The sequence below is a fragment of the Flavobacterium sp. genome (assembly GCF_025352015.1).
Classification (GTDB): Bacteria; Bacteroidota; Bacteroidia; order Flavobacteriales; family Flavobacteriaceae; genus Flavobacterium.
Map to the genome: position 1 here is coordinate 20,158 of NZ_JANXUG010000008.1, position 25,245 is coordinate 45,402.

The 25,245-nt window shown below is 29.7% G+C and carries 23 protein-coding genes; 22 read left to right on the plus strand and 1 reads right to left on the minus strand.

Features of this window, described 5'->3' with window-relative positions; all coding sequences use genetic code 11:
* Positions 1 to 2,415 (plus strand): tyrosine-protein kinase family protein, encoded by a 2,415-nt coding sequence (locus tag Q0Q96_RS00600; RefSeq protein ID WP_293870242.1) that lies wholly within the window; start codon positions 1 to 3, stop codon positions 2,413 to 2,415.
* Between the two features lie 5 nt (positions 2,416 to 2,420).
* Here Q0Q96_RS00600 and Q0Q96_RS00605 read toward each other — a convergent pair whose 3' ends face one another.
* Positions 2,421 to 3,161, minus strand: a complete 741-nt coding sequence (locus Q0Q96_RS00605) for a CpsB/CapC family capsule biosynthesis tyrosine phosphatase (protein ID WP_366068697.1) — start codon at positions 3,159 to 3,161, stop codon at positions 2,421 to 2,423.
* 166 nt (positions 3,162 to 3,327) lie between these two features.
* Between Q0Q96_RS00605 and Q0Q96_RS00610 the strand changes: the two genes are divergently transcribed.
* From Q0Q96_RS00610 to Q0Q96_RS00710, 21 genes are all read left to right on the plus strand, one after another.
* Complete coding sequence (locus Q0Q96_RS00610) at positions 3,328 to 4,197, plus strand: ABC transporter permease (protein WP_293870244.1); 870 nt, start codon at positions 3,328 to 3,330, stop codon at positions 4,195 to 4,197.
* Positions 4,197 to 5,453 carry an ABC transporter ATP-binding protein gene (locus Q0Q96_RS00615; protein WP_293870246.1) on the plus strand — a complete coding sequence of 419 codons (1,257 nt, stop codon included), beginning with the start codon at positions 4,197 to 4,199 and terminating at the stop codon, positions 5,451 to 5,453. Before Q0Q96_RS00610 ends, Q0Q96_RS00615 begins: the two co-directional genes overlap by 1 nt.
* Before the next feature lie 3 nt (positions 5,454 to 5,456).
* Positions 5,457 to 6,170, plus strand: a complete 714-nt coding sequence (locus tag Q0Q96_RS00620; RefSeq protein WP_293870248.1) for a class I SAM-dependent methyltransferase — start codon at positions 5,457 to 5,459, stop codon at positions 6,168 to 6,170.
* Entirely contained in the window at positions 6,170 to 7,012 is an 843-nt protein-coding gene (locus Q0Q96_RS00625; RefSeq protein WP_293870250.1) for a glycosyltransferase family A protein, read from the plus strand. The genes Q0Q96_RS00620 and Q0Q96_RS00625 overlap by 1 nt, the downstream gene beginning before the upstream one ends.
* Positions 7,009 to 7,935, plus strand: a complete 927-nt coding sequence (locus tag Q0Q96_RS00630; RefSeq protein ID WP_293870252.1) for a glycosyltransferase family 2 protein — start codon at positions 7,009 to 7,011, stop codon at positions 7,933 to 7,935. Before Q0Q96_RS00625 ends, Q0Q96_RS00630 begins: the two co-directional genes overlap by 4 nt.
* A gap of 6 nt (positions 7,936 to 7,941) precedes the next feature.
* Entirely contained in the window at positions 7,942 to 8,892 is a 951-nt protein-coding gene (locus tag Q0Q96_RS00635) for an NAD-dependent epimerase/dehydratase family protein (RefSeq protein ID WP_293870254.1), read from the plus strand.
* 21 nt (positions 8,893 to 8,913) lie between these two features.
* Positions 8,914 to 10,158 (plus strand): UDP-glycosyltransferase, encoded by a 1,245-nt coding sequence (locus Q0Q96_RS00640; RefSeq protein WP_293870256.1) that lies wholly within the window; start codon positions 8,914 to 8,916, stop codon positions 10,156 to 10,158.
* 9 nt (positions 10,159 to 10,167) lie between these two features.
* On the plus strand, positions 10,168 to 11,076 hold the full coding sequence (locus Q0Q96_RS00645) for a glycosyltransferase (RefSeq protein WP_293870258.1): 909 nt from the start codon (positions 10,168 to 10,170) through the stop codon (positions 11,074 to 11,076).
* A gap of 31 nt (positions 11,077 to 11,107) precedes the next feature.
* Positions 11,108 to 12,115: an N-acetylneuraminate synthase family protein gene (locus Q0Q96_RS00650; RefSeq protein ID WP_293870260.1), complete on the plus strand. Its 1,008-nt coding sequence runs from the start codon at positions 11,108 to 11,110 to the stop codon at positions 12,113 to 12,115.
* Positions 12,112 to 13,272: a UDP-N-acetylglucosamine 2-epimerase gene (neuC, locus tag Q0Q96_RS00655; RefSeq protein WP_293870262.1), complete on the plus strand. Its 1,161-nt coding sequence runs from the start codon at positions 12,112 to 12,114 to the stop codon at positions 13,270 to 13,272. The genes Q0Q96_RS00650 and neuC overlap by 4 nt, the downstream gene beginning before the upstream one ends.
* 9 nt (positions 13,273 to 13,281) lie before the next feature.
* Positions 13,282 to 14,403 (plus strand): class I SAM-dependent methyltransferase, encoded by a 1,122-nt coding sequence (locus tag Q0Q96_RS00660; RefSeq protein ID WP_293870264.1) that lies wholly within the window; start codon positions 13,282 to 13,284, stop codon positions 14,401 to 14,403.
* Positions 14,400 to 15,095 (plus strand): acylneuraminate cytidylyltransferase family protein, encoded by a 696-nt coding sequence (locus tag Q0Q96_RS00665; protein ID WP_293870266.1) that lies wholly within the window; start codon positions 14,400 to 14,402, stop codon positions 15,093 to 15,095. The genes Q0Q96_RS00660 and Q0Q96_RS00665 overlap by 4 nt, the downstream gene beginning before the upstream one ends.
* Positions 15,092 to 15,724, plus strand: coding sequence for a hypothetical protein (locus Q0Q96_RS00670; protein WP_293870268.1), 633 nt, complete (start codon positions 15,092 to 15,094; stop codon positions 15,722 to 15,724). Before Q0Q96_RS00665 ends, Q0Q96_RS00670 begins: the two co-directional genes overlap by 4 nt.
* Before the next feature lie 11 nt (positions 15,725 to 15,735).
* Entirely contained in the window at positions 15,736 to 17,427 is a 1,692-nt protein-coding gene (asnB, locus tag Q0Q96_RS00675; RefSeq protein WP_293870270.1) for an asparagine synthase (glutamine-hydrolyzing), read from the plus strand.
* 1 nt (position 17,428) lies between these two features.
* On the plus strand, positions 17,429 to 18,292 hold the full coding sequence (locus Q0Q96_RS00680) for an FkbM family methyltransferase (RefSeq protein ID WP_293870272.1): 864 nt from the start codon (positions 17,429 to 17,431) through the stop codon (positions 18,290 to 18,292).
* Positions 18,293 to 18,415: 123 nt separating this feature from the next.
* On the plus strand, positions 18,416 to 19,318 hold the full coding sequence (locus Q0Q96_RS00685) for a glycosyltransferase family 10 (protein WP_293870274.1): 903 nt from the start codon (positions 18,416 to 18,418) through the stop codon (positions 19,316 to 19,318).
* Positions 19,319 to 19,323: 5 nt separating this feature from the next.
* Positions 19,324 to 20,037, plus strand: coding sequence for an FkbM family methyltransferase (locus tag Q0Q96_RS00690; protein WP_293870276.1), 714 nt, complete (start codon positions 19,324 to 19,326; stop codon positions 20,035 to 20,037).
* A 22-nt stretch (positions 20,038 to 20,059) separates the two neighbouring features.
* Positions 20,060 to 21,490, plus strand: a complete 1,431-nt coding sequence (locus tag Q0Q96_RS00695; protein WP_293870278.1) for a UDP-glycosyltransferase — start codon at positions 20,060 to 20,062, stop codon at positions 21,488 to 21,490.
* 38 nt (positions 21,491 to 21,528) lie between these two features.
* Positions 21,529 to 22,683: a glycosyltransferase family 4 protein gene (locus Q0Q96_RS00700; protein ID WP_293870280.1), complete on the plus strand. Its 1,155-nt coding sequence runs from the start codon at positions 21,529 to 21,531 to the stop codon at positions 22,681 to 22,683.
* Positions 22,680 to 24,227 carry a glycosyltransferase family A protein gene (locus Q0Q96_RS00705; RefSeq protein ID WP_293870282.1) on the plus strand — a complete coding sequence of 516 codons (1,548 nt, stop codon included), beginning with the start codon at positions 22,680 to 22,682 and terminating at the stop codon, positions 24,225 to 24,227. Before Q0Q96_RS00700 ends, Q0Q96_RS00705 begins: the two co-directional genes overlap by 4 nt.
* The gene (locus Q0Q96_RS00710) at positions 24,224 to 25,222 is read left to right on the plus strand and encodes a glycosyltransferase (protein WP_293870284.1); all 999 of its coding nucleotides are present in this window, start codon (positions 24,224 to 24,226) and stop codon (positions 25,220 to 25,222) included. The genes Q0Q96_RS00705 and Q0Q96_RS00710 overlap by 4 nt, the downstream gene beginning before the upstream one ends.
* The last annotated feature ends 23 nt before the right edge of the window (positions 25,223 to 25,245 follow it).

Genomic DNA, 25,245 nt, shown 5'->3' on the forward strand with positions numbered 1-25,245 from the left:
ATGGAAAACACTCAACCTGATATTCAAGACAAGCATAACAGCTTTGATTTTTTAGAACAATTCTTTGTTTATCTACGTTATTGGCATTATTTCTTAATTTCTGTAATAGTTTGCTTTTTTGTCATGAAATATTACTTAAATCACACAGTTTCAGTATATGAATCCAAAGCAAAAGTAAAAATAATTGACGACTCTAAAAATAGCTTTATACTGCCTAATAGTCCTGTCGCATTGTTTGGGAAAAACAAAGTTAATTTGGATAATGAAATTGAAGTTTTAAAATCCTATAGAATTCTTGAACAAGTTTGTAGAGCCTTAAATTTAAATAATCAATATTTTAATGTTGGATATTTAAATAATATCGAAATCTGGAAAAATAGACCATTTACTATAGAATGGCTTGACAAATCATTAAAAATAGATGATAAATCAATTTCTTTTGAGATTGAAATAGCCAATGAAGGATATAAAGTAATTAGTTCATCATCTGGAACATCATCTAAAGTTTACCCCTTCAATTCGGTTCAGTATATAAATGGAGTTCCTTATAAACTAATTCTTCAAGTAGGAACAAATTTAGGTTCCATCAATACTAGAAAATTTTTAATTGTTCATCCAACGATTGAATCGGTTGTATTGAATTTAGCTGGAAATTTAAATATTGCAAATAGTAACAAGAATTCGGATATTCTTGTTATATCTTTAGTTGGATCTAATAAAGACAAATCAGAAGTAGTTCTTAATGAAATTATTAAACAGTTCGACATTGATGGTTTGAATGACCGGCGATTAGTATCTCAAAGAACTATTGATTTTGTTAATGCACGTTTCAAATCGTTGGAAAGACAGTTGGACTCTGTTGAAACCGGCAAAGCTACTTTCAAACGCATTAATGCCTTAACATTTATCAACAATGATGCTTTATCAGCAACAGCGGGGAAAATACAAGCTACTAGTGATGTTTTTCAAGTTGAAACTCAAATTGCATTGGCAAAAGTATTAGAACAAACCGTCAAAGAAGATAAAAAATTAGGATTGCTTCCAGCCAATATTGGACTGACCAATCAAGGTATTAATCAATTGATTTCCGATTTTAACATTGTTGTTTTAGAACGAGACCGTCAATCCATTAGTGGTTTATCAAACAATCCAACTATACTTTTATTAAATGGCAAATTGGCAAGCTTAAAAGAAAATGCTATTCAATCTATTAAAGCATATCAGAAAGAACTTGAAGTTTCGCTTTCTAAAAATGATTATATCAAAAAAGAAACAGGCAGTAAATTTAGTGCCATTCCTAATGATGAAAAAGTTTTGAGAGGAATAGAACGTCAGCAAAACATTAAAGAAACATTATATTTATTGCTTTTGCAAAAAAGAGAAGAAGCAGCAATAAATTTAGCAATAACTTCTTCCTCTCTTAAAGTTGTAGATTATGCTTTGACAGGTTCTACTCCTGTAGCACCAAAAAAAGGAACTTATTATTTGGTATCTCTACTTTTAGGAATGCTGATTCCGTTTTTGATTTTATGGATAAGTTTCTTGCTTGATGATAAACTTCACACTAAAGAGGATATTTTAAAATTAACGAGGAATAAAATTATACTTTCCGAAGTTCCTCATATTAATTCAGAAAATAAATTAACAACACTAAATGATAGATCAATTCTTGGGGAATCATTTAGGATATTAAGGACTAATTTAACTTATATTTTCCCTTTACTAAAAGAAAAAGTAGGTCAAACTATAATGATAACTTCAACTATAAAAGGAGAAGGAAAAACATTTACCGCACTCAATTTATCGATATCTTTTTCTATAATGAATAAAAAAGTGTTGTTGATTGGCGCGGACATGAGAAATCCTCAATTACATACGTATTTAAACATAGAAAAGAATCAGCACGGACTTCAAGATTATTTATTTGATATAAATGTTGATTGGAAAAGCACTATTAATAAAGATTGTTTAAATAATCCTAATTTAGATATTATATTATCTGGAACAATTCCGCCAAACCCAGCCGAATTATTATCAAACGGACGTTTAGAAAAATTGGTTTCAGAGGCAAAACAAGATTATGATTTTATAATTTTAGATACACCACCAACATTACTGGTAACGGATACTCTTGTAATTTCGCATTTAGTAGACACAACTTTATATGTAGTTAGAGCCGATTATACGCCTAAAAAAATATTAGAGTTTTCTGTAAACTTAAGCGACAAAGGAAAATTGAGGAACATGGCTTATGTTATCAATAATGTGGGGGCTAATTATAAAAGCTTTTCTTCTTATGGCTATGATTATAAATACAATTACGCCTATGGTTACGGTTATGGATACGATTCTGAAACGGGAACAAAAAAATCGTTGCTAGAAAAGGTTTCATCTTTCTTTAAAAGCAAAAAATAAAAAAACTAAAATTCAAAAAAAGAATTATTTTGAAAAGCAGCCGTCAGATAACCATAATTTTTTAGGACAATTCTCTTATGCATATATTCCAAATGTCGATTATGGTGTATATCAGAGCCAATAAAATCTATTAACCCGTTTTTTAATAATATATCAGCAATTTTAGCGACTTTCTCGCCATAGTATCCTGTTGTAGATAGCATGTTTAACTGAAAATAACATCCTGCATTTTTCAACTTTTTATAAGCATCAAGCGAATTATGGTAAAAATTATATCTTTCAGGATGAGCCAATACGGGATGATAACCAGCTACTTGCAAATCGAATAAAATTTCGAATAATTGAATTGGAGGATTTAAATATGATATTTCTACTAAAACATAATTGTCTTTTAAAGTTAATAAAGATTTGCTTTTAAAAAGTGTATTAAATTCAGAGTCAATCATGTATTCTGCAGCAGCTTTCAAACGATTACTGATGTTAGGAATTTTTACTTCAGAAATAGTCGCTAATAAATTTTGATTTATTTGTTCGTTGGTATTTTTCCAAACATCACCCATAATATGTGGAGTGGTAATAAATTTTTTAAAACCAATTTCTTGTAAACCATTTATTAAACTTGAAGTATCTTTAATACAAGTGGCACCATCATCTATTGCAGGTAATAAATGAGAATGAATATCAATATAATTATCTGGAATTAAATCTTTTAAAAAAGGTTTTTTTTGTTTAAAAAAATCTATCACAATAGTAAATTTAGCTTGCAAAATTAATCAATTAAAAGCATTATATCTAAATGTTAATAGTTTACTAAACAAATCAATTCATTTCTTTTTCTGCACCTGTTGTAATCTATATATTTGCATTCAATAATTTTTATAATCACATATTTTTTCAATTAATACAGGTTTAATGAAAGAAAGTAATCAATCTCAATATTGGGATTTAGTAATCAAGGGACATACTTCACTTTTTGATGTAAAGTTTAAAGACCTTTGGTATTACAGAGATTTGTTGCTTTTACTGGTAAAAAGAGATTTTATCAGTTTTTATAAACAAACGGTTTTAGGTCCGTTATGGTTTTTTATACAACCTATTTTTACAACATTAGTTTTCACATTTGTGTTCGGAAATTTAGCAGGAATAAGTACTGATGGCATACCAAAATATCTTTTTTACTTATCAGGAATTACATCATGGAACTATTTTTCGGATTGCTTGACCAAAACAAGTACCGTATTCAGAGACAATGCAAATATTTTTGGGAAAGTATATTTTCCTAGGTTAATAATGCCATTAAGTATAGTGGTGAGTAATTTGGTTCGTTTTGGAGTTCAGTTACTTTTGATGATTTTAATGATGATTTTCTTTTATTTCAAACCAATACCTGGAACCAGTTTTCAAGTCACTACTGGTATATTTTTATTTCCTATTTTGGTACTCTTAATGGCATTACTTGGACTTGGTCTTGGATTAATTATTACCGCAATGACAACTAAATATCGTGATTTAACCTTTTTAGTCACCTTTGGAGTGCAGTTATTAATGTACGGAACAACAGTTATTTATCCGTTGAGTTATGCTAAAGAAAAAGGCTATGGCTGGATAGTGGAGTTGAATCCAATGACAAGAATTATTGAAGCTTTTAGATATGCTTTTTTAGGAAAAGGTGATTTTACCGCTTTCACTTTACTGAATTCAATGCTGATTACACTTTCAATTTTAGCCATAGGAATTATTGTTTTTAATAAAACCGAAAAAAACTTTGTCGACACCATCTAATGAGCAAACCTAGTATACATGTCGAAAATTTATCAAAAGCCTACCAAATTGGGCAAATCGGAACAGGAACTATCTCACGCGACATTGAGCGTTTTTGGTTAACAAAGATTCTTGGTAAAGAAGACCCTTTTCTGAAAATTGGACAAACAAATGATAGAAGTGTCAAAGGAGAAAGCGATATTGTTTGGTCACTAAAAGATATAAATTTCGAAATCAAACAAGGAGAAGCCGTTGGTATTATCGGAAAAAATGGAGCAGGAAAAAGCACCTTGCTAAAGTTATTATCAAGAGTCACCAGCCCTACAATGGGGGAAATTAAAGTAAAAGGAAGAATTTCTAGTTTGCTTGAAGTAGGTACTGGTTTTCATCCAGAGTTATCAGGTAGAGAAAATATTTATCTTAATGGTACTATACTTGGAATGCGCAAAAAAGAAATTACTCAAAAACTGGATGAAATAATAGATTTTTCTGGAGTTGAACGCTATATAGACACTCCAGTAAAGCGCTACTCATCTGGAATGTATGTTCGGCTAGCTTTTGCTGTAGCGGCTCATTTAGAAAGTGAAATTTTGATTGTAGATGAAGTTTTAGCCGTTGGTGATGCGGAGTTTCAAAAAAAATGTCTCGGTAAAATGGGAGATATTTCAAAAGGTGAGGGGAGAACTATTTTATTTGTAAGTCATAATATGGCGGCTGTGAAAAGTTTGTGTCAAAGAGGAATTGTTTTGGAAAATGGTATTTTAAAATTTGATGGCACAACAAATCAAGCATTGACGGTCTATGATGACGCTATTAACCTTAACGTTTCGATGAAATATATTGGAGAAAAGATTATTAAAAAAGCTATCCTAAATGAAGAAAATGATTGTGTTAAGTACAAATCACTGTTCAAACTGGATGTGTATTTTGAATCTAAAGAGGTCATTAAAAATGTGGTATTAGGGATTGTAATCAAGGATTTTAATAATGTTGAATTAATTGGGATAAACAACAAACATTATATTTTTGACAAAATAAACCCTCATGATGTTTTAAAAGGAAAAGTATCATTGACAATAAACGAAATTATTTTACTGCCAGGACTATACAAAATAGATATTTTTCTAGGCGATTCAACTAACGATATTGAGGTACTCAACGATGCCATTATTTTCAATATTCAAGAATCTTTTCAAAATGAAATATTAAACAGCCTTGACTTCAGATTGAACAAAGTTTTTCATGAAAATGTAGATTGGGAATTTAACAAAATATAACGAATGAATTTTTTTAGAGTAATTAATAAATGGCGCATTGCAGCTTTTCTCAAACAATCAAAACCTCAAACGGAAGAAGAATATTATGAGCAACTTTTTACGAAAAGTCAATTGTGGAGTAAACCCGGCCCTAATAATGACGAAAAATTACGATGGGATGTTATAAAAACTTTTGTTGAAACGGGAATAAATATCTTAAACAAAGAAAATAATATTGCACTTTTAGACCTTGGCTGCGGGAGAGGTTGGCTCTCAAATTTGCTTTCTGCATACGGGAAAGTTACCGGAATTGAACCTGTCAAACCTGTTATAGAACACGCACGAAAAATATTTCCAAAACTTGAATTTTTAGTCGGAACATCACAAACAATACTAGAAACTAGAAGTAATAGTTTTGATTTTGTTGTTTCATCAGAAGTTATAGAACATATACCCAATGAACAAAAAGAAGTATTTATAAATGACATTGTTAAACTTTTAAAAAAAGATGGTTTTTTAATTCTAACGACTCCTCGAAAAGAAGCACAACTAGAATGGAATAAATACACATCCACAGATCAACCTATTGAAGAATGGATATCAGAATCAGAATTAGAAACATTAGTTACCAAAAAGCATTTCAAGGTGATTGCATTAAAGCGAATTCCTCTGATTCCAAAGTTGAATTTTCCAGAAATTGATGTTTACCAACTTTGGTTATTCCAAAAAATAAACTAATGAATAGATTAGTATCAGTTATTATTCCTTGTTATAACCATGCTCATTTTTTAACAGATGCACTCCAATCAGTTTTAGAACAAACTTATCAAAACTGGGAATGCATTATAGTTAATGATGGAAGTCCTGATGATACTGAAAAAATTGCCCAAGAATGGGGCAAAGCGGACAGTAGATTTCTTTATTTTAATAAAAAAAATGGAGGATTGAGTAGTGCCAGAAATCATGGCATCGAAAATTCTAGAGGAGAATATATATTAACTTTAGATGCGGATGATAAATTTGATAAAACCTTCATTAAAAAAGGTGTACAAATTCTTGATGAAAATTCAAAAATTGGAATAGTTAGTTGTTGGGGTTTTCGTTTTATGGGCAATAAATATCTTGAACAATTTAAGCCTGATGGCAAAAACTTAAATGATTATTTATTTAAAAATGCAGCCATTGGTAATTCGCTTTTTAGGAAAAAATGTTGGGAAGAAGTAAAAGGTTTTGATCAAGAAATGAAAAATGGATATGAAGACTGGGAATTCTACATTAGAGTAAGCAAGGAAGGTTGGGAAACAAAAATTATAAAAGAACCACTTTTCTTTTATCGTCAGCATAAAATTTCCATGAGAACTGAAGCACTAAATAAATATGATTACGAAATAAGACTTTATATTTTTAAAAAACATAAGGATATTTACCTTAATTTTTATGACGAAATGATTTCTTTTTTCTTACAATCAATAGACTTAAATAGAAAAAACGAATTGAAAAGATTGAATTCAATAAATTTTAGAGTAGGTCATTATATTTTGAAACCATTTCGTTTTTTTAAACAATTATTTAAAAAATGATCCCAGTTGTATCTATAATTATGGCTACTTACAATAGAGCACATTATATTGTTGAAACTTTGCAGTCAATTCAAAATCAGAATTTTACAGATTGGGAATGTCTTATCATTGACGATGGTGGAACAGATAATACACTTGACATCATACAGCCAATTTTAGAAAATGACAAAAGATTTCAGTATTTCATAAGAACTGATAAGCACAAAAAGGGATTGCCAGGTTGTAGAAATTATGGTCTCGATTTAGCAAAAGGTAACTATGTTATTTTTTTTGATGATGATGATATTGTTCATCCTCAAAACTTGACAGTCAGTACTAGCCATATTGAAAAAAATAATGTAGATTTTTGTCATTATGCTAAATCACCATTTACCACAATTTATCCAGATTTTATCTATCATACCGATGCATATGTTCGAGAAATTGGCATAAATGATATTAAAGATATTATTATACAAAAAATTGGATTCGCTTCTTGCACAGTTTTATGGAAAAAAGATTGTTTTAATAATAATCATTTTAATGAAAGTTTGCATTATGCTGAAGAATGGGAATGTTATTGTAGATTGATGACCAATAATCTTCGCGGGATAATGATAGACACGATTCTTTATTTTAATAGAAAACACCCAAATTCAAACACAGGAGAATTTTATGCTAATGATCCACTCAGAAGAAAATCTTATGTAGAAGCAGTTCTATTAGTTGTTAAAAATCTTAAACAAAAAGGATTACTAACCTATTCATTAAAACGATATTTTATTGGTATTTCAATAAAATTTAAAGAATATAATTTATTTAAGAATTTAATTGATACTCTTGAATTCACTACTTTTGAAAAATTAAAATGGCAACTATTTTATTTTGTTCTTCCACTACGATTGAAGGCTACTAAAATAAAAAAAGCTTTTAAAAACAACTAAAGTTTTATGACATTAAATAATTCTAAAATATTAATAACAGGAGGATTCGGCGCATTAGGTTATAATTTAATTAATTATTTACAACAAAATTTTATTTGTGATATTCATGTCATTGATAATTTTAGTTCAGGACACACTAATTTTTTAAAAAACGTAAATTTTTCCTATATAGACATAGGAAATACCGAAAAGGCAAATACTTTCTTCAACAACCACAAGCCACACTTTATTTTTCATCTGGCAGCACACTTTGCTAATCAAAACTCTGTAGACCATCCATTATCTGATATAAATACTAATATTGTAGGAGTTGTTAATTTATTTGAAGCTCAACGAAAAAACAAAGAGTTAAAGAAAATTATTTTTGCTAGTTCAAGCTGTGTTTATGGTAATAACCAAACTATGCACGAAAAGTTTCCTGTTTCACCCTACGATACCCCTTATGCAATCAATAAATATGTAGGGGAACTTTATGCCAAATATTATTCCCAGATACACCGTATTCCGGTGGTTAGCACTAGAATTTTTAACAATTATGGACCAGGTGAAATGCCCGGAGAATATAGAAATGTTATTCCAAATTTTATAAAAAGAGCACTTTCAAATCAAGATATAATTATCACAGGAACAGGAAGTGAAACAAGAGATTTTACATATGTATCAGATACTATTGATTTGTTAATACTATTAGCTGAATCATCCTATAATCAAGCAGAAATTTTTAATGGGGGAACGGGACTAAAAGTTAGTATTAAAACAATAGCAGAAAAAATTATTGAAATATCAAACTCAAGTTCCAAAATTATATACAATCCGCCAAGAAATTGGGATCATGTAAAAGATAGATGTGCGGACATCCAGAAATCTCAAGAACTTTTAGGATACCAACCTAAACATAATTTAGAAGAAGGATTACAATCTACTATAGACTGGATTAAGGAAAAATTAAATTTTTAATCGAGAATTTATCCAAAATTAATGAGCATAAAAAAAATTAGCGCACTAATAGAATCCATAGACATCAATGATAGTAGTTGTACAAAGTGTAATGTAGCTTTAATTCAAAACCTTCACAAAAGTGGTTTTGATGTTAAGGTTTATCATTATACCAGAAAAAATATTCGTCTTGATAATATCCCATGTTATGGTATTAAGGAAAAAAAAATAAACCTAAATTATATTTTTAGCCGATTTCAAAGGGTTCTATACCGAAATTTAAAGATTAATTTTAATCCCTTGATTGAAAAAATATTTGGATTTTCTTTTGCGTTTTTTAATGATGTGAATTCCTTAAAAAAAACATTAAAATTAATTAAAAACGACAAACCAGATTTAATCATTACGTTAAGTAAAGGTGCAAGTTTTCGACCGCACACTGCAATGTTATCTTATCCAGAACTCTATCCTATTTGGATGGCAAATATTCATGATCCGTACCCATTTCATTATAATCCGAGACCCTACAACTGGGTTGAGCCTGGCTATAAAAAAAAGGAACTTAATTTCAAAAAAATATCTGAAAGCGCAAGATTTTCATCATTTCCTAGTAAATTATTAAAAGAGTGGATGGGGAGTTATTTTCCTAATTTTTTAACAACGGGTATTATCATTCCGCATCAGAATTCAGATTATAAAATTAACGATGTCGCTCTTCCCGACTACTTTGATGAAACAAAATTTAACCTATTGCATGCAGGAAATTTGATGCCGCAAAGACCTCCAAAAGGTTTGATTGAAGGATACAAGTTGTTTTTAGCAAATAATGATGATGCAAAAAATCACTCAAAGTTAATAATGCTTGGGAGCGCAACTTATCATACCGAAATGTTGAAAGAATATCAAAAAAATATTCCTCAAATCTATATTTATAATGGTACAGTAGCATTTGAGTTGGTTTACAAACTCCAAAAAAATGTTTCAGTCAACATAATTTTAGAATCAAAATCCGAAATTAGTCCTTTTCTTCCAGGTAAATTCCCTCATTGTGTAGAAGCTAATAAACCTATTATATCATTAGCACCCTATTACAGTGAAGTGAAAAGATTATTAGGTGAAAAATATGCCTATTGGTCTGAAATTGATGACACTGAAAAAATTGCTAACATTATAGAAAATCTTTACCAAATTTGGAAATTTAACCGAGGCAAATTGGCACTAAACAGAGAAGATTTAATACAATATATTTCTGATGATTACTTAAAAAATGAAATCAATAAATTGTAATATTTTTTTATGCAATTTAGTAAAATTTCAATAGTAATTTCTACCAAAAACCGTTGCGATGATTTGCTTTTTACTCTCGAAAAAATAAAGCATTTAATCAATAATAACGTGAAGTGTGTGGTTTTTGACGACGGCTCAACTGATGAAACTTCAGCAAAAATAAAAGCTCTATTTCCACAAATAAAATTACTGCAGAATCAAACATCCAAAGGGTATATTTACTGTAGAAATAAAATGCTCAATGAAACTGACGCTGATTTTGCTATTTCTCTTGATGATGACGCCCATTTTTTAACTACTAATCCTATTGAAATTATTACAGATTATTTTTTAAAAAATCCATTATGCGGATTAATTGCAGCCCGTATTTTTTGGAGTAAAGACAATGCTAAAAATATAGTTTCCAATGAAATTGCTCAAAATGTAAAAAGTTTCGTCGGTTGTGGTCATGTATGGAGAATTTCCGCTTGGCGCGAAATTCCCAATTATCCTGAATGGTTCGAGTTTTATGGCGAAGAAAGTTTTGCTTCATTGCAATTAATAAAAAAACATTGGCAAATTCATTATGTACCACAACTTTTTGTCCAACATAGAGTTGATTTAAAACATAGAACAAAAATTAATAACGATTTTGCTTTTCGCCACCGCAGATCACTTCGCGCTGACTGGTATAATTATTTTTTATTTTTTCCAATAAAAGTAATTCCAAAAAAAATAGCCTATTCAATAGCAATGCAATTTAAAAACAACATTTTTAAAGGGAATTTTAAAGTAATAAAACCATTATTTTTAGCCATTTTCGACTTGATTTTTACAATTCCAAAACAGATAAAATTTCGTAACAAGTTGACCTCTGCAGAATATGACTATTACATCAAATTAAACGAAGCTAAAATTTATTGGAAACCAGAAAAATAGTTACTTTTACTACCATATCAATGGATTTTTAATGAAAACTAAACCATATTTAATTGCTGAAATTGCTCAAGCTCATGACGGAAGTTTGGGAATTTTGCATTCTTATATTGATGCAATCTCAAAAACTGGCGTACAAGCAATTAAATTTCAAATGCACATTGCCGAGGCCGAAAGCAGTATTCATGAACCTTTTCGTGTAAAATTCTCTAAAGAAGATGCAACACGTTTTGATTATTGGAAACGTATGGAGTTTTCTTTCGATCAATGGGTAGCAATAAAAATGCATTGCGACAATGTAGGTTTAGATTTTATTTGTTCTCCGTTTAGCAATTTAGCTGTTGATTGGTTGGAAAATATAGGTCTTCAAAGTTACAAAGTTGGTTCTGGTGAAGTAAATAATTTGTTACTTCTTGAAAAAATCACGCAAACACGTAAGCCTATCATTATTTCGTCTGGTATGAGTAGTTTTTCAGAATTAGATGAAACAGTCAATTTTTTGAAAAGTAAAAAAGCTACTTTTTCTATATTGCAGTGTACAACAGCTTATCCAACAAAACCAGAACAATACGGTTTAAATGTGATTCAAGAATTAAAAGAACGTTACCATGTATCTATAGGTTTTTCTGATCATTCCGCAAAAATTTCAACCGGAATTGCTGCAATTGCGCTTGGTGCAGAAATTTTAGAGTTTCATGTTGTTTTTCATCGTTCAATGTTTGGTCCAGACGCCATTGCTTCATTAACCATAGAGGAAACAAAGCAATTAGTCGAAGCCATAAATGATCTTTATGTAGCGCAAAATAATTTAATTAACAAAAATAATACTGATGCTTTCAAGGAGCTAAAATCAATTTTTGAAAAATCATTAGCGATTAATAAAAATTTAGCACAAGGTCATAGCATTACTTTTGAGGATTTGGAAAGTAAAAAACCAAGTGGCTTTGGAATTTCTGCCAAGCATTTTAGAGATGTTATCGGAAAAAAACTAATCAATAATAAAGAGAAGTGGGATTTTTTGAATGAAAATGATTTAGAATGAGCACAACGAGAAAAATAGCTGTGGTTATTACAGCAAGACCATCCTACAGCAGGGTTAAAACCGTTTTAACCGCCATAAAAAACCATCCCGAATTAGAATTACAACTCATAGTAGCTGCATCAGCTTTGTTAGATAGATATGGAAGTGCCGTAAATTATATCGAAAAAGATGGCTTTCAAATCGCTGCCAAAGTATTCAATGTTTTGGAGGGCGAAAATCTAACAGCAGCAGCAAAAACAACAGGAATTGGAATACTTGAATTATCAACAGTTTTCGATAATCTTCGACCAGATATTGTAGTCACTGTAGCCGATAGATTTGAAACTATGGCTACTGCCATTTCTGCATCGTATATGAATATTCCTTTAGCACATATTCAAGGTGGAGAAGTAACAGGCAATATTGATGAAAAGGTGCGACATTCGATAACAAAATTGGCAGATTATCACTTCGTTGCTTCAGAAAATGCCTTGCAAAGAGTGATTAAGTTGGGAGAAAATCCTGCAATGGTTTTCAATACGGGTTGTCCATCTATAGATATTGCTCAAGAAGTTGCTAAAAATGCGCAGCTTATTTTCAATCCTTATGAAAAATATGGAGGCGTAGGTTCGCAACCAGATTTGAGCAAAGGCTATATTGTGGTAATGCAACATCCAGTTACCAATGAGTATCAGGATTCTAGAAAACATATTGAAGCGACTTTATCTGCGATACAAAAATTGAATAAACCAACACTTTGGTTTTGGCCCAATGTTGATGCCGGTGCTGATGGTACTTCTTCGGGAATTCGTTCTTTTCGTGAAAAGCACACCTTAAAAAATGTGCATTTTTTTAAGAATATGGAAGGGTATGATTTTTTGAATTTATTAGATAATTCTTTGTGTTTAGTAGGAAATTCTAGTGTTGGTATTCGCGAATGTGCTTACCTTGGCGTTCCAACCGTTAATATTGGTTCTCGTCAAAATCGGCGGGATAGAGGTGAAAATGTAGTTGACGTTTCTTATAATGAAAACGATATTTTAGTTGCAATCGAAGCAATTTTAAAACAAAAAAATAGAATAACTTCCAATGTATATGGAGGTGGAAATTCAGGTGAAAAAATTGCGATTTTACTAAAAGAGTTGCCTTTGCAATTTCATAAAACAATAAATTATTAATACCAAAAAATGATAGCAGTAAATAAAGATATTAGAGATACCAGTGATTATTTTGAAATTGTTGATTGTATTCAAACCAAAATTTATGGTGTAGCTCCGCAAGAAATAGTTGCTATGTTCAATCATTTTCCGAATGATAAATTTCATAATTATTTTAGAATATTGTGTGTACCTTTTTTATTTCATAAAACTGAAACTATTTTTAAATCAGATAAAGACCCCATGTTTTTATTTGTAAATGCTTTAGCAGAATTAAAAAAAACAACATTAAGTGCTGTTAACAACGTGCAATTACAAAATTTACTTACCAATTCATTTGAATATAACGATAACGAAGATTTTGAAACCGAAGTAAAAAGTCATACTGGACAACATTATGGTAATCTCTTCAAGGAGTTTGATCACAAAAGCTACTTTGATGAAGCCAAAAAGCTTTTAGAAACAAGACTCAAAAGAAACGAAATTAAAATTACCAATATAGAAAATTTAGTTTTACTTGATCAAGGATGCGGGGGAGGTAGATATACTGCCGCATGGAAATTATTAGGTATTAAAAAAGCAGTTGGGATTGATTTTTCAGATATTGGATTGCAAGATGCTAGAGTAAGAGCTGAATTGGCAGGAATTGAAAGTATTGAATTTGTAAAAGGTTCAGTTTTAGAAATGCCTTTTGAAGACAAAACCTTTGATATAGTTTACAGTAATGGTGTTTTACATCATACAGAAGATTGGAAAAAAGGAATTGTTGAACAACTTCGCGTAATGAAAAAAGGAGGTTGGGGTTGGCAGTATTTAATCGAAAATCCTGGAGGTATTTTTTGGGATAGTATAGAAATTTTGCGAGCTATAATGAAAGATGTAAATAACAAATATGCTCAAGATGTTTTACGTTCGTTAGGAATTCCGATGAATAGAGTTTTCTATATGTTAGATCATGTGATGGTTCCTATTAATACCCGAATTACTCCTAAAGAATTGACCGTAGAATTAGAAAAAAATGGCGCTATTAACATCAAAAGATTGACGCGCGGTGCTGATTTTGATCGAGTAGAATCTATTTATAATCAAATCCCTTTTGCGAAAGAAAAGTTTGGCGTTGGTGAAAACAGGTATATTTTTAATAAAAAATGAGAATATTAGGTTTAATTCCAGCACGTGGTGGTTCCAAAGGGGTTCCTAGAAAGAATATTAAACTTCTTGGAAAAAAACCATTGATTGAATACACTTTAGATGATGCTAAAAAATCAAAACTACTTACTCAAATAGTAGTTTCTACTGACGATGAAGAAATAGCAATCGCTGCTGAAATGGCAGGTTGCAAACCACCTTTTATGAGACCATCACAATTGGCACTTGACACTTCAACAACACTCGAAGTAGTTCAGCATTCGATAGCTTTTTTTGAATCACAAAACATTTTTTTTGATGCCATCTGTTTGTTACAGCCCACAACACCTTTTAGAGAAAGTGACTGCATAGATATTGCTATCAAAAAATTTATTAACTCAAAGGCAGATTGTTTGATAAGTGTTTTAGAGATACCAGAGCAATACAATCCGCATTGGGCATTTCAAGAAAATGAAAACGGATTTTTGAATATTGCCACTGGCGAGGAAGAAATTATTCCTAGACGCCAAGAATTACCTAAATCTTACCATCGCGATGGCTCTGTTTATATTACTAAAATATCTGTGATTAAGAACGGTTCACTTTACGGAAAATCAATAACATATATAGAAAGCAACCCGCAATTTTATGTAAACATTGACACTATGAAAGATTGGAAAACTGCTGAAGAAATAGCAACAAAAATAAATTTATGAAAAGTGATAAAATAGCAGTAGAAACTTATAAATATTTTTCAAATCTAGAGGGAAATCAACATATAGCAACAGAATTTGCTTTAAAAATTATTGCTAAAATTGTAAAAAAATATCAACCAAAAAACATTTTAGAATTAGGACTAGGTATTGGCTCAATATCCTGTGTGGTATTAAAATTTACTCAATCAAAAAATCAAGCAATAAATTATTTAGGAACCGAAGCTAATTATTTTTGTTTGATGGCCTTACCCAAATATTTAAAAGAACATTACAACCGGCTAACAATTTTTAATGCTTTAGAAGATGTAGTTCATTCACAACAGTTTGATTTAATAATAATAGACGGAAAGGATGAGAACATTTTAAGAGTTAAAGATATTATATCAAGACATGGAATTATTATTATTGAGGGTGATAGAATGCCTCAATTAAATAGTATTAGAACTATTTTTCCAAATTCTTTTTATACAAGAGTTATTTCAAATTATAAAAATCCTAATTATGGTCCTTTTTCTGCGACGGATTATTCTGGCGGGTTGCAATTACTTTTCATAAATCCTACTTTTAAACAAAAACTGGATTATTTATTTTATAAGTTTCAAACGGCAATAAGGTATAAAATTAGATAAAAAATAATTATATGTGTGGTATTGCTGGAATTATTGGTCACAAAGCCAATGAAAATTTTATCTTAAAAATGTTGGAAACTCAAAAGCATCGCGGCCCAGATTATACAAATTTTTGGGTTGAGAATAAAGTTGTTTTGGGTCATAATCGTTTAAGTATAATCGATTTATCTAGTAATGCAAATCAACCTTTTACCAGCGAATGCGGCAATTATGTGATTGTCTTTAATGGAGAAATCTATAATTATATTGAACTAAAAAGACAACTCAAATCCAAGTTTAATTTCAGAACACATTCTGATACCGAAGTTTTATTAAACAGTTATTTAAAATGGGGAGAAAAATGTTTAGAACAATGTAATGGTATGTTTTCTTTTGCGATTTGGAATAAAAAAGAACAAACATTATTTGCCGCTCGAGATAGATTTGGTGTAAAGCCATTTTATTATTTTTACAACAATTCCGATTTTATTTTTGCTTCCGAAATTAATAGCATTTTTGCTTGTGGAGTTTCAAATATCCCCAAGGAAAATGTTTGGCTGAACTTTTTTTCGGAAGGTAGTTATGGTTTGCCCAATGAGAGTTTTTGGAAAGATATAAATCAACTGCCAGCAGGACATTTTATGATTTTAAAAAATAATGAACTTCAAATTAAGAAATGGTATTTTTTTGAAGACAGAGTTTTAAAATTGCAATCCCAGTTACAGGAAAATGAAGAAGATTATATCACAAACTTGCTTTTAAAAGCAATTAAATTACGTTTTAGATCTGATGTTCCAGTTGGTTTTAATGTTAGCGGAGGATTGGACTCGAGTATACTTTTAGCATTAATTGACCAGCAAGTTATTGACAAATCTGCAATTGAAGCTTTCACATTTATTACAAATGACGAAAGATATGATGAGCTAAAATGGGTAAAGTCTATGTTAGAAAACAGACCATTTCATCTTAATGTTTGTGAACTTTCTGCAAGCGAAATACCAGCACTTTCGCTACAAATAACGCGCCATCAAATGGAACCTTATGGCGGAATTCCAACGATAGCTTACTCAAAAATATTTAAGAAAGCAAGTCAAAGCGGGGTGAAAGTGTTGCTCGATGGACAAGGATCAGACGAGGCTTGGGCAGGTTATGATTACTACACAAATAATTCTCAAAATATTATTCAAGGAGTTACCAATTCACCCTTTCGAACGGAAGTTCTCGATACCGATTTTGCTAAAAATTACACTAAAACAGTTTATGACAAGCCATTTGACGATAATTTGTTAAATCTGCAGTACCGGGATTTGTTTTATACCAAAATACCAAGAGCATTGCGCTTTAATGACAGAATTTCGATGATGTATGGCACAGAACTTCGTGAACCATTTTTAGATTTTGAGTTGGTAGAATATGTTTTCAGCAGACCAACAGATTTTAAAATTAAAAATGGTGTCCAAAAATGGATGTTGCGCAAAATTGCGGAACATTTTTTACAAAAAAAATTAGTTTTAGCTCCAAAGCGCGCATTACAAACTCCTCAAAGAGAATGGCTTTCGAATGATTTGAAAGATTGGGTTCGTTCCGAAGTAGAAACTTTATATTCCAATAATTGGTTTAATAAAATAAAACTAGAAACAGAGCTTGATTTATTTTTTAAGGAAGACATTGAAAGCAGTTTTCATATTTGGCAATGGATTAATGCCGCACAATTACTAAAATAAAATGCAAAAAATAATCAATTTATACCGCCTAAATTTTTTTAATAAAGTTCTCGTTTTAAAATATCTGTTAAAACGCATTTTTAGATTAAAAACTTCCGAAAAAGAAAGACAAATCAATGAGTATTATTTTCATTTGATAAGTTTTAATGGATTTTTGCAGCAAGAAAGTACTAATGATTTTATAGCTAATTACCCCGATTTTGATTCTATTATAAAAATCAGAAAAAGACCTTCAAGTGACTTAAATGTGTTTGCTCAAATATATCAATACAATGAATATAAGCCCGTTAAAGAAATATTTCAAAAGTATTTTCCTAATTCAAAAAAAATAAACATTATAGATGCTGGAGGAAACATTGGTCTAACTTCTGTTTATTTGTCAAAGTTTTTTCCAAATTCAAATTTCATTGTTGTTGAACCTGACGCTTCTAATTTTAAGAGTGTTTGTTATAATTTTGAAAGTAACAAAATTCAAAATGCAATCAAAATTAATGGCGGAATTTGGAGTAAGAAAACTAATTTAAAAATAGTAAATGATTTTAGAGACAAAAAAGATTGGTCAATACGAGTTGAGGAAACTAATGAAGTAGGAGATTTAAAAGCATTTTCTATACAGGATTTAATGCATCAGCATAATTTTGAGGTAATCGATATACTTAAAATTGATATTGAAGGATCAGAAAAAGAGGTTTTTACAGGTTTAAATACTAATATTTCTTTTCTGTCAAAAACCAAGTGTATTGCTTTAGAAATTCATGATGAGTTTGATTGCAGAGATGAAATTTATAAAATTTTAAAAGAGTTTAACTTTGATTTTTTTGAGTCAGGCGAATTGATAATTGGTATCAATAGAAATTTGATATAAAATCAAACAGATTTTTTATATTTTAATAATAATTTTAAAGTTAAGTGTTAATTTATGGTTGTTAGAATTGAAAGCTATTTTAAAAATTATTTTGATTTAAAAAAGCAGACTCCAAATAGTTCTATGAGGTGGGGAAATATTACATTCACCATTGATGATGTTGAAGAATGTGATTACTTGGTAATTTTAGATTATCCAAAAGATGACTTTGCTGTAAAAGTGAACAAAAACAATATTATTCACATTTGTTTAGAACCACCAAACGAAGTTTCTAAGTACAGACAATACGGTAACAAAAATGCCAGTGTAATTTTTAACCAATTAGACATAAAAAATAATAATATTCTTTCTCATGGTGCATTACCATGGCATATTAATAAAAGTTATGATTTTTTAACTAACATTCAACTTGAAAATTTAAACAAAGAAAATAAAATTGTTTGGGTAACTAGTAACCAAAGATCTTCAAAAGGGCATAATATTAGGATGGATTTTTTAGATAAAATTAAAGAACTTCCTTTTATTGAATTATATGGAAGAGGGATTAAACCAGTTGATGATAAATGGGATGTTTTGTGTCCTTACAAGTATGCAATAGCCTATGAAAATTTTCAAAATGAGTATTATTGGACAGAAAAAATTGTTGATGCATATTTAAGTTTTGCGATGCCTTTGTATTTTGGATGTAATGCGATTGAAAATTTTTTTCCAAAAAATTCATTCATACAAATAGATCCTAACGACAAGCATATTGAATTATTTTTAAAAGAAATTTCCGCCTCAAAAAAATGGGAAGAAAATTTAGATTCCATCTTAAAAGCTAGGAAACTAATTTTAGATAAATATCAATTGTTTCCTTTTTTATCGTATCAAATTGAAGCGTTAGAAGCTATAAATGGCGTAAACGCTTCTGAAAAAAAGGAATTGTTTTATTTTAAAGGTGGAAACAATTATTTTGACAATTACCCTATGGAAGTTTATGTTGAAAAATTGATGCTTAAAATTAAGAAAAAAATTAAAATATAAGTTCTATGTATTATTCACAATGTAAACAAGATGAGTTTTTGAATGAAGTTGTTTTTAACAACAAAAAGAATGGTTTCTTCATAGATATTGGAGCTCATGATGGAAAAACGTTTAGTAATTCATTGTTTTTTGAATTAAATAATCATTGGAAGGGAATATGTGTAGAACCAAATCCTAAAGTTTTTGCCAAATTAAATTCCTTCAGAAAATCTATTAACTTGAATGTGTGTATTGGAGCGTATAATAAGTCGATTAAATTTACACAAATAGATGGATATGCTGAAATGTTAAGTGGTATTTCTGAAAGTTATGACGAAAGGCATATTCAGCGAATAGATAGAGATATAGAAACAAAGGGAGGCAATAGGATAGAAATTGATGTAGAAATGATTACGATTAACAGCATTAAAATGCTCACAAACCAACAAGTTGATTTCATCTCAATTGATACTGAAGGAAATGAATTTGACATTGTTTCAAGCATGAATTTTGACAATTTAGATGTACAAGTTATTGTAATTGAGAACAATTTTAAAGATGGACGAATTAATGAGTTTTTATCAAAATTTAATTTTATTAAACTTCATGAATTAGATTTTGATGATGTTTATATTCATAAAATTTACTTATCAATGGGGATAAAATCTCGTCTAAAAATTTGGAAACTGAAAATTTTAATAAAACGTATAAAAAATAAATTGAAAAGTTTCATTAGATAAATTAGGAATTTTAAACTGTATAATGAAAAACAAAAAAATATTCATACTTCTTCCTGATGGAATAGGTTTAAAGAATTTTGCCTTCACAAATTTTCACAAACTTGGACTCAAGAAAGGATTTGACATTATTTTTTGGAATAACACGTTATTCGAATTAACAAATTTAGGGATTAAAGAAATAAAAATTGAAAAAGCTAAAGCGCATCCTACTACTGATTTATACAAAATCGCACAAACACATATAGAATTGTCTCAAAACATTCGGAAATCAAACGATACAATTTATAATTCGTATCGTTTTCCATTGTCTTTTAAAGACTTAAAATCCTGCATAAAAAGCATTATTATAAAAACAATAATTTTTTGTAACAATTCTGAAAATGGCTTAAAAAGAATTAGAAAAAAAATAGTCAAAAACGAAAGAAAAACAAAGCTGTATTTTGATAGTTATCAAACACTCAAAAAAGAAAAACCAGCAATAGTATTCTCTACTAATCAAAGACCAATGCTTGCGGTTGGACCAATTTTGGCCGCACAAGATTTAGGAATTCCTACAGCTACATTTATTTTTTCATGGGATAATTTACCAAAAGGAACAAAAATTCTTGAAACTGATTTTTATTGTGTTTGGAGTGAACATATGAAAAAAGAACTTCAATATTATTATCCTTATATTAATGAAAATCAAATTTTTATTACAGGTACACCACAATTTGAACCCCATTTTGTTAAAAATAATATAGTTTCAAAAGAAGTTTTTTATAATCAAAATAAGCTAGATTTTTCGAAAAAATACATCTGTTTTTCAGGTGATGATGCGACAACTTCTCCTAATGATCCACAATATCTTTTAGATATTGCATTAGCTGTTATTTCATTAAATTTAAAAGGCTACAACCTTGGAATTATTTTCCGCCGTTGTCCTGTTGATTTTTCAAAAAGGTATGATGAAGTTCTTGAAAAACATAAAAACCTCATAACTAGTTTAGACCCAAATTGGGAGATAGTTGGTAAAACATGGAATGCAATTTTGCCCACAAAAAAAGATTTAATTTTGCAAATAAATACTATCTATCACACTGAATTAGTCATAAATTTGGGCTCCTCCATGGTTTTTGATTATGTGGCGTTAAATAAGCCATGTGGTTATATAAATTATGATGTTTCAAACAATTTGTTTCCCCATTGGAATGTAAAAAACATCTATAATTTTATTCATTTTAAATCAATGCCTGTAAAAGAATCTGTTTTTTGGTTAAATCACAAAGACGATATAGCTCCAATAATTGAAAAAATGCTCCATCCAGATTCGAATAAAATAGTTAAAAATGCTAAAAATTGGTTCGAAAATATAAATCAGCATCCAGCAGAAAACGCATCGCAAAGAATATGGAGCACCATAGAAATGATAATAAAAGACAAAAATGCTGTCAGAGATGACATTCTTAATTAAAACAGTATTATTTTTATATTCACAATACATTCTACAATATGAAAATTGCTTTTATAACCCCAGAATTTCCACATCCAAAAATGGGTTCTTCAGGGGGAATAGGTACTAGTATATTAAATTTATCCAAAGGATTAACGTCTGCGGGACACGAAGTTACAGTTTTAGTTTATGATCAAAAAGTTAATCAATTTTTTGAAGAGGATGCTATATCCTATTATAGAATTAAAAATGTTAAGTTTAAAGGTTTTTCTAGAATTCTTACTCAAATAAAGATTCAGAGGTTAATCAATAAATTGGTCAAAATGGACAAAATTGACATCCTTGAAGCTCCAGATTGGACAGGAATTACATCAAATATAAATCCAAAATGTCCTGTAATTATTCGATTAAATGGGTCGGATACTTATTTTTGTCATTTAGAAAGTCGACCTGTAAAGTTTTTAAATAAATTTTACGAAAAAAAAGCTTTACAAAATGCTGATGCTCTTCTTTCAGTAAGTCATTATGCGGCAGATTTGACCCGAAAACTATTTGAACTGCAACGTGATTTTACTATAATTCCCAATAGTATTGATATTGATAAGTTTACTTTTAATGAAAAAATTCCAATTCAAGAAAATACAATTCTCTATTTTGGTACTTTAATCAGAAAAAAAGGACTTTTAGAATTACCTATTATTTTCAACGAAGTATACAAGCACAATAATCAAGCAAAATTAATTTTGATTGGACGTGATGCTTCGGATATTATTTCGGGAAATACATCTACTTGGCAAATGATGCAATTACTATTTGATAAAGCAGCCATTCAAAATGTATATTATTTGGGGAGCGTTTCCTATGATAAAATAAAGGCGCATATCAGTTCCGCAGCAGTTTGTGTTTTTCCATCATTTGCAGAAGCATTACCAGTATCTTGGATAGAAGCAATGGCAATGCAAAAGGCAATTGTTGCCTCCAATATTGGCTGGTCAAAAGAAGTTATTGACGATGGTGTAAATGGATTTTTAGTTGACCCAAAAGAGCATAAATTATTTGCAAAAAAAATAGTAGAACTTCTCGAAAACTCATCGTTAAGAAATCAGTTTGGCATAGAATCTAGGAAAAAAGTAGCGCAAAAATTCAGTATTGAAGTAATAGCTAATCAAAGCTTTAATTTTTATGATAATACTTTGAAAAATAAAAAGCGATGATTGTTTTTTACCACAATAAATCAAAAATAACAAGCATTGTTTCAATTGAAACTGGTATTATTTCGTTTGAACCAAATCAAAATATTGTATCCTTATTGCTTTATTTTGCGGATAAATTTAAAGATGAAATATTAGTTTGGTGTCACGAAAGCGAAAAAAATAATTTAAATGTAACGGAAATAGAGAAATTATTTCAACACAAAAAATTATTGTTTTCTTATAGTCCATCTTCCAATAATTACTTTGATCGACGAATAGGTTATATAGAGGATTCGCCATTTATTAAAGTTAACAAGAAGGTAAAATATGCCACTTGGCAGATGAGTAGTTTTGTTGGAGCGGTTCATGCTTCTGTTTTAAATGCATGTAAAATGGATTTAAAAGTTGAAAACAATTTTGATTATTTTCTCAATTCCTTTGCAAGGAGAGCGATGAAAGATGGTTTATTTTGTTATTCTCAACCTAAATTACTTATTAAAAAAAGTCAAAAAATAGATTCTATAAATGCCACACTTTTTGAACTTTTCAAATTCACAAAACAGCATTATAGAACAAGATGGATTTTTCTTTTGTTTTTTAATTTGTTGCTTTACGAAAGGACATTTCCTGTTTTACCATTTCTAGGTTCATTATTTTCTAACAAAAGGAAATTTAATCCTGAATTGCTGAATCAAATACCATTAGAATCAAATAAACAAATTATTAAACTTGGTACTATTGATGTATTAATTCCAACAGTTGGCAGAAAAGAATATCTTTTGAATGTTCTTAACAATTTAACTTTACAAACTTATCTACCCAAAAATGTTATCATAATCGAACAAAATCCAGAGGAGAATAGTCAATCTGACTTAAAATTTATTGAAAATCAAAAATGGCCTTTTATTATAAAACATCATTTTACCCACCAAACTGGTGCATGCAATGCCCGAAACATTGGTCTCGCTTTATTGGAAAGTGAATTTACTTTTATGGCTGATGATGATATTGTTTTTGAAAATGACATGATAAATAAAGTAATGCAAACATTTCAGTCAACTGGAAATGAAATTTTCTTGGTAGCTTGTCATTTAAAATCACAAATAATCGTTTCCCAGCCACCAAAACAGTTTCCTGTCTTTGGTGCTGGACATGCTTTTGTAAAAACTTCGGCTATAATGGATTTGAAATTTAATATGGGATTTGAATTTGGTTTTGGAGAAGATGCTGATTTTGGTATGCAATTACGAAATAAGGGTTTTGATATAATGTATATTTCATCTTTAAAAATTTTACATCTCAAAGCACCAACTGGAGGTTTTAGAACAAAGCCTTTTTTTAAATGGAAAGATGATAAAATTCAGCCAAAACCATCGCCAACAGTGATGTTATATAGATTAATGTATGATACAAATGAGCAATTATCCAATTATAAATCCATGTTGTTTATAAAAAATTTGAATCGAAGTTTTTACTTAAATCCATTTTTTTACTATAAGACATTCCAGCAAAAATGGAATAGAAGTGTCTATTGGGCTAACGTTTTAAAGGAGCAAAATAAATGAAGTTTACATTGATAATATGCACTTTTATGCGTCCAGTTTCTTTATTGAATTTATTAAATTCAGTGAAACTACAAACACTTTATCCTAACGAAATTTTGATAATTGATGGCTCCACGAATTCTGAAACAAAAAATATTTTAAGCAAAAATTTATTTAAAAATTTAAATTATTTTTTGGTTTCTGATAAAGAACGAGGGTTAACTAAACAACGAAATTTTGGCGTTTCAAAAGTGACAAACGATATGGGAATTATTTGTTTTTTGGATGATGATACTGTTTTAGAACCTAATTATTTTGAAGAAATTATAAAAACCTTTCAAAACAATGTATCAATAACTGGTGTTGCGGGTATAGCTATTAACGAAAACAATTGGTTCAAAAAACTATCCAACACAAAATATTCTCACTATAAATACTATGAATTAGAAGGATATGTATACCCAGAAGGAGTACGAAACATAGTTAGAAATTTTTTAGGGTTACAATCAAATTTGGGTCCAGGAAAAATGCCTCAATATTCACATGGAAGAACTTGTGGTTTTCCGTTAAATGGACAAACCCACGAGGTTGACTTGCTCATTGGGATGTCTTTTTCATTTAGAAAAAATATTTTTAATCACATAAAATTTTCCCATTTTTTTGAAGGATATGGTCTTTATGAAGATGCAGATTTTAGTATAAGAGCTCAAAAATTTGGAAAAAACGTAATAACAACAGATGCGAAATTATCACATTTTCATGACCAGTCGGGTAGACCAAATAAATACAAATATGGTAAAATGGTAATCAGAAACGGATGGTATGTTTGGCGAGTAAAATATCCAAATCCTTCTATGAAAGCTAAACTTAAATGGAATACCATTTCGTTATTGTTGCTACTAATAAGATTTTCCAATATATTTACCACAACTAAAAGAAAAGAGGCTTTTACCGAGAGTTTAGGTAGAATAGTAGGTTGGTTTAGCTTGTTTTTTAACAAACCAAGAATAGAATAGTTGTTTAAACTATTTAAAAAATA